This window comes from Candidatus Centipeda massiliensis, assembly GCF_900290285.1.
In the GTDB taxonomy this organism is placed as follows: Bacteria; Bacillota; Negativicutes; order Selenomonadales; family Selenomonadaceae; genus Centipeda; species Centipeda massiliensis.
Genome location: NZ_LT985757.1, coordinates 159,297 through 170,904, shown reverse-complemented (window position 1 = coordinate 170,904; position 11,608 = coordinate 159,297). Strand labels below are relative to the sequence as shown.

11 protein-coding genes are annotated in these 11,608 nt (G+C 51.7%); all 11 read left to right on the top strand.

Annotated features, from left to right (window positions below; genetic code table 11):
* Positions 1-209 (top strand): hypothetical protein (locus C8273_RS13310; protein ID WP_234344063.1); only part of this gene is annotated, 209 nt, incomplete at its 5' end.
* Between the two features lie 95 nt (positions 210-304).
* Positions 305-814 carry a hypothetical protein gene (locus C8273_RS11370; RefSeq protein WP_106627816.1) on the top strand — a complete coding sequence of 170 codons (510 nt, stop codon included), beginning with the start codon at positions 305-307 and terminating at the stop codon, positions 812-814.
* 304 nt (positions 815-1,118) lie between these two features.
* Positions 1,119-2,822 (top strand): ribonuclease J, encoded by a 1,704-nt coding sequence (locus tag C8273_RS11365; protein ID WP_106627815.1) that lies wholly within the window; start codon positions 1,119-1,121, stop codon positions 2,820-2,822.
* 252 nt (positions 2,823-3,074) lie between these two features.
* Positions 3,075-3,926, top strand: coding sequence for a transketolase (locus C8273_RS11360; protein ID WP_106627814.1), 852 nt, complete (start codon positions 3,075-3,077; stop codon positions 3,924-3,926).
* A 2-nt stretch (positions 3,927-3,928) separates the two neighbouring features.
* The gene (locus C8273_RS11355) at positions 3,929-4,870 is read left to right on the top strand and encodes a transketolase family protein (protein WP_106627813.1); all 942 of its coding nucleotides are present in this window, start codon (positions 3,929-3,931) and stop codon (positions 4,868-4,870) included.
* Positions 4,871-5,066: 196 nt separating this feature from the next.
* A complete protein-coding gene (locus tag C8273_RS11350) occupies positions 5,067-6,116 on the top strand; it encodes an ABC transporter substrate-binding protein (RefSeq protein ID WP_106627812.1) in 1,050 nt (349 codons plus the stop codon).
* Positions 6,117-6,140: 24 nt separating this feature from the next.
* The gene (rimO, locus tag C8273_RS11345; RefSeq protein ID WP_106627811.1) at positions 6,141-7,469 is read left to right on the top strand and encodes a 30S ribosomal protein S12 methylthiotransferase RimO; all 1,329 of its coding nucleotides are present in this window, start codon (positions 6,141-6,143) and stop codon (positions 7,467-7,469) included.
* Between the two features lie 14 nt (positions 7,470-7,483).
* Complete coding sequence (locus tag C8273_RS11340; protein WP_234344060.1) at positions 7,484-7,957, top strand: CinA family protein; 474 nt, start codon at positions 7,484-7,486, stop codon at positions 7,955-7,957.
* Positions 7,954-8,598 (top strand): hypothetical protein, encoded by a 645-nt coding sequence (locus C8273_RS11335; protein ID WP_106627809.1) that lies wholly within the window; start codon positions 7,954-7,956, stop codon positions 8,596-8,598. The genes C8273_RS11340 and C8273_RS11335 overlap by 4 nt, the downstream gene beginning before the upstream one ends.
* Positions 8,599-8,641: 43 nt before the next feature.
* On the top strand, positions 8,642-10,342 hold the full coding sequence (locus C8273_RS13305) for a hypothetical protein (protein WP_234344058.1): 1,701 nt from the start codon (positions 8,642-8,644) through the stop codon (positions 10,340-10,342).
* Between the two features lie 200 nt (positions 10,343-10,542).
* Complete coding sequence (locus C8273_RS11315) at positions 10,543-11,607, top strand: tartrate dehydrogenase (protein ID WP_106627807.1); 1,065 nt, start codon at positions 10,543-10,545, stop codon at positions 11,605-11,607.
* Position 11,608: the final 1 nt, after the last annotated feature.

Below are 11,608 nucleotides of genomic sequence, written 5' to 3'. Positions count from 1 at the left end.
TTGATTGCCTGCACCTTAAATTCGTCATCGTATTGCCTGTTTGCTGCCATTTTGACCTCTCCTTCTCCTCTTTGACCTTATCTAAAATCCTTGCGAAGAAGTTGTCAACTTTATTTATACAACATCAATGTGGAGGATTTGCTAACGAAAAGCGGGAAAAAAGATGTACTAAGATGGCGGTGGTGAATTTATCAGTGTTCCCTAAGTAGTTGGGACTAAAGATTCATCAAACCATAATTCTGTACTAAAATTTGTCAAACGCTGTGCAGGGATAATATCTTTATATGAGAAAGGAGGAGTTTCGATGAAAAAATATGCAGTTCTGGCTGCGATCCTCGGCGTTTCCCTCTCCTCGGCAGCGATGGCTGCGCCGATCAATCACCTCGGCACGCATGACGCGGCAGTTGGTGTCGGGACGAAGGAAGCGTACGTCGAGTACAAGGCGACGAATGAGATCACCGTTGGTGTCGGACGCAATGACCGCGATGAATACGGCAATCCGAAGGATGTCTATATGCAGTATCATGTTTTCGGGCAGAATATCCGTCTGCTTGGCGGCTATCGTTGGAACATGGATCTGACGCACGAGAGCAATGCTTACGGCGGACTGGCGCTCAGCACGCCGACCGTTCCCATACTTGGCATCAATGCCTATGCGTCCTATATCGCGGGCAAGGATTTCAACGAGTCTCAGGTCGGACTGAACAAGTCTCTGATTGCAAATCTGGATCTCAATGTGAACTATCACAATTTTAAGCCGGATCACGGTAAACGTGAAAACGGTGTCGGTGTTGGTCTTACCATGCGCTTTTGATTGCGTACGGAACAAATTCAGGCACTCTCTGCTCGTGCAGGGAGTGCCTTTTGAAATTTTATTTGCATTGTCGTGGTTGGAATGGTAAAATAACATGCAAGTGAATGGATCGGATCATTTTTCTTGCAGTTTTCTGCATTGCTGTACGGTCGGTTTTTACAGCAAGATCAGTGGAAACTGTATTTCTGGCGGCGATAGAGGGGACTCCTCCGGTCGCTGTATTTTCGTGTGGATGAATTCTGATTTCATGATCGAATGAATGAGCAAGTGTTGAGAAAAGGGACGGAGAAATGTCTCATATTTTATGGAGGTGTGTTTTTTGTCGTTAAATCGTAGTGGCAATCATGGAAAGAATGTGCAGAAGGTACAGGTCATACCGCTTGGCGGTCTGGGCGAGATCGGAAAGAACATGACTGCCATCCGCGTGGATGATGAGATTCTTGTTGTGGATTCCGGGCTGATGTTCCCGGAGGAGGATATGCTCGGCATTGACCTTGTCATTCCCGATATTACCTATTTGATTGAAAACAGAGATAAGGTCAAGGCAATCGTCCTGACGCACGGACATGAGGATCACATTGGAGCTCTGCCGTACGTGATGAAGCAGATTCCTGTGCCCGTCTACGGGACGCGGCTGACACTCGGCATCCTTGAGGGACGTCTGAAGGAAAACGGAGTGGATTCGAGCAACCTGCACTCCGTGATGGCAGGGGACATCATCAACATCGGCTGCTTCAGTGTCGGTTTTATCCGCGTCAATCACTCGATTCCTGACGCAGTCGGGCTTTCGATCAAGACGCCCGTGGGAATGATTGTTCACACGGGCGACTTCAAGCTTGACTATACGCCGGTCGACGGACAGATGACGGATTTCCGCCGCTTCTCCGATCTTGGCAACAAGGGGGTTCTCCTTCTTCTTGCAGACAGCACGAATGCGGAGCGTGAGGGGCATACGGCGAGTGAGCGCACGGTTGGAGCGGCGTTTGACAAATCGTTTCATAATGTGCGCGGGCGCATCATCGTTGCGACATTCTCCTCAAATGTCCATCGCATTCAGCAGGTCATTGATACCGCAGTGAAATACAAGCGCCGTGTCGCCGTCCTTGGTCGCAGCATGGAGAATGTGGTCGGTATTTCACTCGAACTCGGCTATCTGAATGCCCCGGAGGGGACAATCATCGGCATTGATGAGATCAATAATTTCCGTCCGGAGCAGATCGTCGTCGTGACGACGGGCAGTCAGGGGGAGCCGATGTCCGCACTCTCGCGCATGGCTGCGTCCGATCACCGCAAGATCACGATTGTGCCGGGGGATACCGTTATCATCTCGGCGACACCGATTCCAGGCAATGAGAAGCTCGTTTCAAAGACAATCGACAATTTGATGAAGCTTGGTGCCAATGTTGTCTATGGGCGCGACAAGGGGATTCACGTCTCCGGACATGGCAGCCGAGAAGAGCTCAAGCTCATGCACAATCTCGTTCGGCCGAAGTTCTTTATGCCCGTGCACGGCGAGTATCATCATCTCGTGCAGCATGCGAGCCTTGCGCGTGAGCTGGGCATGCCGAAGGAAAATATCTTCATCAGCGAGAATGGTCAGATCCTTGAGTTCACAAAGGAGAAGGGACAGGTCGTTGGTCGTGTGCAGTCTGGCATGGTCATGGTCGACGGTCTGGGGGTCGGCGATGTGGGCAACATTGTCCTGCGCGACCGCCGTCAGCTTTCGCAGGACGGTATTCTCATCATCGTTGTGACGATGGATCGGCAGAACAACCGTGTAGTTTCTGGGCCCGACATTGTTTCACGCGGCTTCGTCTATGTGCGCGAGTCCGAGGCTCTGATGGATGAGGCGCGGGCGCGTGTTCAGCAGGCGCTTGACCGCTGTGAGGATGAGAACGTGCGCGAGTGGTCGGCGATCAAGTCGAATGTGCGCGATGCACTCAGCCGCTATCTCTTCGATAAGACGCGCCGCCGCCCGATGATCCTGCCCATTATTATGGAAATCTGAGGAATCGCTGATAAAATTGTTCTGTTATCAGTGCTTACCTAAGGAAGCACTGATAAATTCAGCCACGCCATCTTGACGGACTTCATTTTATCAGCGATTCTCTAAAGCGTGTAATAAGGTCGCTTCAACGAGGCGACCTTTTATTGTGGAGCCTTTGGGAAAAATGTCGTCTTGTGTGTCTTGCAGGTTTGTGAAAAAAAAGGTAGAATATATTCAGTATAATGATTTCTTTGTTGGTCGAGGAGGAGTTTTATGACGGCAGCTGAACAGAAAGAACTCCGGCTTTTTGCGGTGAAGGTGCGCGAGGGAATTTTGCGCAGCACACATGCGGCAAAGAGCGGGCATCCGGGTGGTTCACTTTCATCGACGGAGTATTTTACCTATCTCTATAACAGGGAAATTCGCGTTGATCCGAAAAATCCGCAGGATCCGAACCGTGACCGCTTTGTGCTCTCGAAGGGACACGTCGCGCCCGGTCTCTATGCGACGCTTGCCAATCGTGGCTTTTTCCCCGTGGATGAACTCTTGACTCTGCGTCATCTCGATTCGCGTCTGCAAGGGCATCCAAATATGAATCTAACGCCGGGTGTGGATATGTCTACCGGTTCCCTTGGACAGGGGATCTCGACGGCGGCAGGTATGGCGAAGGGCGCAAAATATCTCGGGAAGGACATCAATGTCTATACACTTCTCGGTGACGGCGAGCTTGCTGAGGGGCAGGTCTGGGAGGCAGTCATGTTCTCTGCTCACTACAAGCTGGACAATCTTTGTATTGCGGTGGATGTGAACGGTCTCCAGATTGACGGTGCAACGGCGGATGTCATGAATACGGCACCGATTGACGCGAAGTTCGAGGCGTTTGGCTGTGCGGTGCTTTGGATTGACGGTTATGATTACACAGCTCTGGAAGAGGCATTCAAGGCATTCCATGCGCATAAGGGAACAGGGAAACCAACCGTTATTCTGATGAAAACGGTCAAGGGCAAGGACATCTCCTATATGGAAAACAAGGCCGGCTGGCACGGCAAGGCTCCCAATGACGACGAACTCGCGCAGGGGCTTTCGGAACTTGCTGCGATTCGTCAGGCGATTGAGGAGGCATGAGCATGGCAGATGTGAAAAAAATTGCAACGCGTGACAGCTACGGGAACGCCCTCGCTGAACTCGGCAAGGAACATGCGGATATTGTCGTTCTGGATGCCGACCTTGCCGGCGCAACGAAGACGGGGACATTTAAGAAGGTGTTTCCTGAGCGCCATTTTAACTGCGGGATCGCGGAATGCAATATGACGGATGTCGGTGCGGGTCTCTCGACGATGGGGCTCGTCCCCTTTGTCTCCACCTTTGCCATGTTTGCGGCGGGACGTGCATACGAGCAGGTACGAAATACCATTGGGTATCCGCATCTGAATGTCAAGATCTGCGCGACACACGGCGGCATATCCGTCGGTGAGGACGGTGCATCGCATCAGTGCTGTGAGGACTTCGCCCTCATGCGCTCGATTCCGGGCATGACGGTCATGTGTCCCTCGGATGATGTAGAGGCACGCAAGATGGTGCGCGCAGCATACGAGATGGACGGTCCTGTCTACATCCGCTTCGGACGTGCGGCAACGCCTGTCTATCATGATGAGTCCTATGAATTTTCCATTGGCAAGGGCGAGGTGCTTCAGGATGGGGCGGATGCTGCGATCATTGCGACGGGCATTCTCGTTCCGGAGGCAGTTGAGGCGGGCAGACTGCTCGCGGCGGAGGGCATTCATGCACGCGTGATCAACATGGCGACGATTAAACCGCTGGATGAGGACCTTGTCATTCGAGCGGCAAAGGAATGCGGCAGAATTGTGACGGTTGAGGAGCACAACATCATCGGCGGACTTGGTGAAGCCGTCTGTTCCGTTCTCTCTGAGAATTATCCCGTCCCGGTGCACCGCATCGGCGTTCGCGATGCGTTTGGTCACTCCGGTCCTGCTGCCGAACTCCTGAAGCAATTTGGACTTACGGCGGAGCATATTGTCGCTCAGACAAAAATACATCTTGCAAAGTAACTGTATACGTTGAAGATGCCTTTCGGTTGTGAAGGCATCTTTTCTATTTCTTGCACAGCGCAGCATCGTGTCAAAAAATCTCTGATACAATGAGGGCCGTCAAGATGATGGGGCGGAATTTATCAGTGCTTCCTAAAATGGCTTGTGGATTTTTTGGGAATTGTTTATAATAGATAGAAGTCTAGGAGGATGTCTCATGAAGCGTTATACGCTCGTTCTTGTGACGGTGGTGCTCCTCGTAACGATGATCGCTGTGGGCTCAACATTTCTCTCATCTGGTAAATCCGGTGTGCAGCGCCATCCCATGCAGGAATTTACGGCATACACATCGTTGCCGGCAGAGATTGCAGCAGCGTTGTCCGAGGAATATGAAAAAGAATATAATATTCGCGTTAACTTCGTTCAGCTCTCATCTGAGCAAATTCTAAAGCGATTGCAGGAGCAGTCCACGGGATCTGTTGATGGAAAAGCGGTGCTTGTTCTGATGGATCGTGAGACCTTGGATCGTGCCGCCGCTGCCGGCTATCTTGTGCCCTATATCTCGGAAAAAAGTGATCAGGTTCCGGACACATTCCGTCATCCCAATCGTTACTGGACGGGCGTGTGGTATGATCCGGTCGTCTTTGCCGTCAATCAGGACTATCTGCGAACGCATCTTGATCTGCCGAACTCGTGGCAGATGCTTGCACAGCAGCAGGACATCCGCATCGGTACGACTGACTTTATGGCCGCCGATGCTTCGTCGAATCTTCTCTACAGTATGATTGCCGAGTATGGGGATCAGCGCGCCTTTGAGACTTGGCGTAAAATACAGCCGAAGATTATCCAGTATTCCAAATATCTGCACACACCTGTACGACAGGCTGGTATGGGAGAAGTGGATCTTTCGATTGCCGTGCTCAGTGAGACGCTGCGCTATGTGCATGACGAATACCCCATCCGTATTCTCTATCCTGTGGATGGCACATCCGCCGTCATTTATGGTGTTGGGCTTGTCTTTCGCTCGTCAAAGCGCGATATCCATGCAGCAGAGGTGTTTGCGGATTGGCTGCTCACGGATGAGGCGCAGCTTGCACTCGCAGAGCATCATTTCTTTTTTTTGATGACGAACCCTATGACGCTTTCTTATCAGATGTTTGCAGGGAAAAATATCAGCTTATTTAAAAATCGTCCGTATTTTAGTAAGGCGGAAAAGGAGATTCTTCTAGATCGCTGGATCAAAGAGGTGCGGTTTTACGGAGAATGACGTAAGCCGGAGGGGAGTTTTATAGTGAAGGCAGGATTTATCAGTCTTGGTTGTGCAAAGAATCTCGTGGATACAGAGGTCATGCTCGGAATTATGAAGGAGCATGGCATTGAGATCACCAATGAGCCTGCGGAGGCAGATATCCTGATTGTCAATACCTGTGCGTTCATTCAGTCTGCCAAGGAAGAGTCCATTACGACGGTGCTTGGGATGGCGGACTATAAGGAAACTGGGCGCTGCCGCAGCCTCATTGTGGCGGGCTGTCTTGGTCAGCGCTATGGACAGCAGCTTCTTGATGAAATCCCTGAGGCAAATGCAATCATTGGTACAGGGGCATGGAGCCGTATCATGGAGGTTATTCAGGAGACGCTCAAGGGGCGCCGTCTTTTGATTGCAGGAAAAGATGAGACCATCTATGATGCCAAGACGCCTCGTCTGCGCACAACGCCGAACTATACTGCGTATGTCAAGATTGCTGAGGGCTGTGATCATCACTGTGCATTCTGTGCGATACCACTCATTCGGGGCAGTTTTCGCAGCAGAACGATGGAGGATATTGCTGCAGAGGTGCACAAGCTCGCGGAGGGAGGCGTGCGCGAAATCGTCCTGATCGCACAGGACAGCGCAAACTATGGCCTTGATCGCTATAAGAAACCGATGCTCCCCACGCTTCTCCGAGAACTTGCGAAGATCGAAGGGATTGCATGGATTCGCGTGCTCTACAGCTATCCGAAGTACTTTACCGATGAGCTCATCGATGTATTTGCAACCGAGCCAAAGGTTGTGAAATATATTGATCTCCCGCTCCAACATGCACATAATGCCGTTCTGCGTTCGATGAACCGTCCGGATACGTGTGAAGGCGTAGAAAAACTCATAAAAAAACTGCGCGAACGCATCCCGGGGGTTGCGATCCGATCGACATTCATTGTTGGCTTTCCCGGCGAAACGGATGCACACTATCAGGCACTCCGTGCCTTTGTTGAAGAACAACGGTTTGACAAGGTTGGAATCTTTACTTACTCTGAGGAGGAGGATACACCTGCTGCGGTGATGGCGCACAAGGTTCCAGAGGAGGTTATGCAGGAGCGTTACCATGATCTCATGAGTCTGCAGAGTAAGATTTCCGAGGAAATCAACATAGGTCTTGAGAATCATGAAGTCGATGTTTTGATTGAGGGACGTGATGCGGAACAGCAAGCAATTGCCGTTGGGCGCTCCTATCGTGAGGCACCTGAGGTGGATGGTCAGATCTATATAGAGGGCGATACAAAGAGCCGTGTCGGCGATATTGTATGCGTACGTCTTCTTCAGGGATTTACATACGATATTGTGGGAGAAAGAGTGGACTAATGGATCTTGCAGCTATGTCCGAAGAAGTGGGAAGAGCGCTTGCGGACGGTGGATTCACAATTTCGTGTGCAGAATCCTGTACGGGTGGACTCCTTACGAGTACGTTGACAGATATCGCAGGGAGTTCGTCTTATGTGATGGGAAGTGTTGTATCCTATTCCAATGATGTGAAGACTCGTATTCTTCATGTCGCAGAGGAGACGCTCTCTGTGTATGGAGCCGTTTCAGAGGAGACTGCACGTGCGATGGCAGAGGGTGTGCGGACGCTTATGCAGACGGATATTGGCGTAGGCATTACAGGGATTGCAGGACCGGATGGAGGATCACAGAAGAAACCCGTTGGTCTGGTCTATATTGCGGTATCCATCCCAAAGCATACAGTCGTCGAAAAGAATAACTTTTTCGGAACACGGATTGAAAATAAGCAGGCGTCTGTTCAAAAGGCCCTTGCCATGATACGCGAGATCATAAGGAGTAGCTCAGGATGAAAGTTCTTCAAAAAATAGCATCGCTCATCAGTGCTGTTATTTTGCTGTCCGGAGGGGCGTATGTTTTTGCAGCAGAAGCGGATCACGTTCAAGAGTCGATGGAAAGTCATGCGGAGCCCATACTTACCTATCCTTACGAGAGTACGACATATCGGTATCAGATCATGTGTCCTCAGCGACCTGTTGGTGTAATTCCAGCCAGCGCACTTTTTGAAAATCGAGAAGGTGAGATCCTGATTTTTGAGAATGAGGAGTATCATATCAAATATGCGTGGGTGATTCTTGTGAATGCCTTTCCAGAGGAGGCACTGCCGAATCTCAATACCATTGATCCTGAACAGGCAGCGGAGCTTTTGTCGAAAATTATGGGCAGCAATGGCTACGAGGGCATTATGCTCACCAATTTGACCGAGGGAAATAAGGCGATTTTTGCCATGACGGCGAAAGCAGTTGAGATTGACGAAGATGGTGATGGTACACCAGATGCTACGGCAACAACAGACAGGCAGATGGCGGTGCTCTTTTTCCGTGATAGGTACGGTGCACGCTATGGGGTTGAACTCATTGATAATCCACAGCTGCGAGCATCCTCTGTCTCTGCTTTCTTGGCGGGCGCACGCACGCTGCATACACTGCCTTGAGCAGTTGTTTTCATAACGAGGGAAAATTGAAGGAGAAATATCAATGAATATGACATCGAAGAAAACAATGCTCACAGCGGCAGTCCTGGTTACGCTCTCATCCAGTACCGTATATGCTGCTACACCGGGGACAGTGGATTCGCAGGAACTCTTTCACGCGCATCGACTGGTCACTGATCCTGAAAAAAAGGCCGCCGTGGAAGAGTCTGCCACAGAAGATCATTATGAGGCGTCCATATCGACGCAAAAGAAAGCCTCTATGACATCTTCACCGGCATCGGCGCAGGTGAAGGCGGCACAGCCGGCGCGTCTTCGTTGGGAGAGCGTTGATGCGCGTCTTGCCGCACGCAACAGCGATCCATCATTCAGCCTTTCCGCACAAAAGCCGAAACCTGTGATCATCACAGCAGAGGACATCAGACGCGAAGAGAAGTTGGCGGCGAAAGAGGGGCGTCCCGTAAAGGAACTGGTCGGTGACGTAAATATGAATCGTCCGGTACCGCCGCCAAGACCCAAAAGACCGGTTCTTCCCACCGAGCAGAATCCTGCGTCCGAAACAGATGCAGTCATGTATCCTGATATGCAGAAGCCTCCTGCAACCACAACACCACAGGGGTATGGACAGTATTCTGCAGGTTCCGGCGGTATGTATGTCCCTGCACCTCCTGCGGGAGAGCAGCATTCGGCAGCAGTGCAGGGGAGCGGTAATACGCCGCGCATGCAGACGACCGTTCCGGCAGCACAGGAACGTGTGCAGGTCACGGCGCCAACGTCACAGGGGTATGGACAGTATTCTGCAGGGTTCGGCGGTATGTATGTCCCTGCACCTCCTGCGGGAGAGCAGCATTCGGCAGCAGTGCAGGGGAGCGGTAATACGCCGCGCATGCAGACGACCATTCCGGAAGCACAGGAACGTGTGCAGGTCACGGCGCCAACGTCACAGGGGTATGGACAGTATTCTGCAGGGTTCGGCGGTATGTATGTCCCTGCACCTCCTGCGGGAGAGCAGCATTCGGCAGCAGTGCAGGGGAGCGGTAATACGCCGCGCATGCAGACGACCATTCCGGAAGCACAGGAACGAGTGCAGGTCACGGCGCCAACGTCACAGGGGTATTCTGCTCAACAGGGGACAGAACACGGTGTATTGCCGGATACATCAGTCTCCTATATCCGGCAGCAGGAAATGGGCAGTGCAGGGAGAAACTCTGTTGCCGCACCTGCATCCGTTGCGTCTGCCGCAGCGACGCAGCAGCAGCCTCCTGCACGTCCACACTATGCGCAGCTCCCACAGGATGCGTTTTCTTTGTCACCTTCTGCAGAAGATGGTGCTGCAGCGACGCAGCCGGAGCGGTTTGAGTCACTGGACAGTGTGTCCAAAGAACGTCCTGCCGTTGCTCCTGTCAGGGATAGGACGCCGGTAGCGGAACATTCTGTACGACCAGATGGTGTTCCAGCATTGGATACACGCCAGAGTGTGCAGAATACGGGCGACGATCTTGCCGGTATTTCGGATGAAGTACGCCGTCATATTCTTGCCGGACAGCTTGCCATGGAGGTTCAGCTTCAGCGAGATCCGAGTGTTGCGGGGATGCGTGCGATTGCGAAGGTGCTGCACGATAATACAACGCTGACACATTTGCAGAAGATTGATTTTTTGATTGGTTTTGGTCGAGCACTCCATCAGAGTGGGCTTCCTCGTCAGCAGGAAGCACTCCTGATTCGGGCGATCGCAGAGGCGTTCTAGGGAATCGCTGATGGATTCAGCACCGCCATCTTGACGCATCTTTTTTGCCCGCACTTCGGCGGAAAATCGTCTGCAGAGCATCCCCTGCGTTCGGTTTTCACCTCGTTCAAACGAAAAATCTGTACCAATCTGACGGACATCATTTTATTAGCGATACCCTAATTTCTCTTTTTGAAATGGATTGATATGGGGGAAAATCAATGAAGCATTTTAATATTGCGGTGGTTGCAGGCGACGGAATTGGCCCCGAAGTCATTGCAGAAGGAAAGAAAGTATTTGCCGGCATTGCTCAAATCGACGGTAATTTCACCGTTGATTTTCAGGACTTCCCATGGGGCTGCGAATACTATCTGAAAACTTCTGAAATGATGCCGGCAGATGGACTGGATATCCTGAAGCCGTTTGACGCCGTCTATCTTGGTGCAGTTGGCTATCCGGGGGTACCGGATCACATTTCTTTGGGGGAGCTTCTGCTTCAGATTCGGCGTGGGTTCGATCAGTATATCAACCTCCGTCCCGTTCGGCTCTTGAAGGGTGCTCCGTGTCCGCTTGCCGACGTATCACCGGCAGATATCAATATGATTGTGGTACGCGAGAATAGTGAGGGGGAGTATGCGAATGTCGGCGCACATCTCTACCCAGGAACGGAACGCGAGATGGCTCTGCAGACGGGTGTTTTCTCGCGGCATGGCTGTGAGCGCGTCATTCGCTATGCTTATGAGCTTGCACGCAGAGAGAGGCGTTCTCTGACCTCGATCTCCAAGGGAAATGCCCTGCGGTACTCAATGGTCTTCTGGGATGAGATCTTCGCGGAGATTGGCAGGGAATATCCTGATGTGGAGACGCACAGCCTCCTTGTCGATGCGGCAAGTATGTTCTTTGTCAAGGATCCTGGACGATTCGAGATTGTTGTCACGAGTAATCTATTCGGTGATATTCTGACGGATCTTGGGGCTGCGATTGCCGGTGGGATGGGGCTTGCGGCAGGTGCGAATCTCAACCCGGAGCGGAAGTACCCGTCGATGTTTGAACCAATTCATGGGAGTGCACCGGACATTGCGGGACAGGGGATTGCCAATCCATTGGCGTCAATATGGTCGATCAGCCAGATGCTCGACTTCCTCGGGGAGTCCATGTGGGCAGATCGCGTTCTCTCTGCAATCGAAACACTGCTTGTGGAGCGGCGGACTTTGACGCCGGATCTTGGGGGCACTGCAAAGACCTCGGAAATTGGTGCAGCCATACTCGGGATTTTGGAACGCTGAC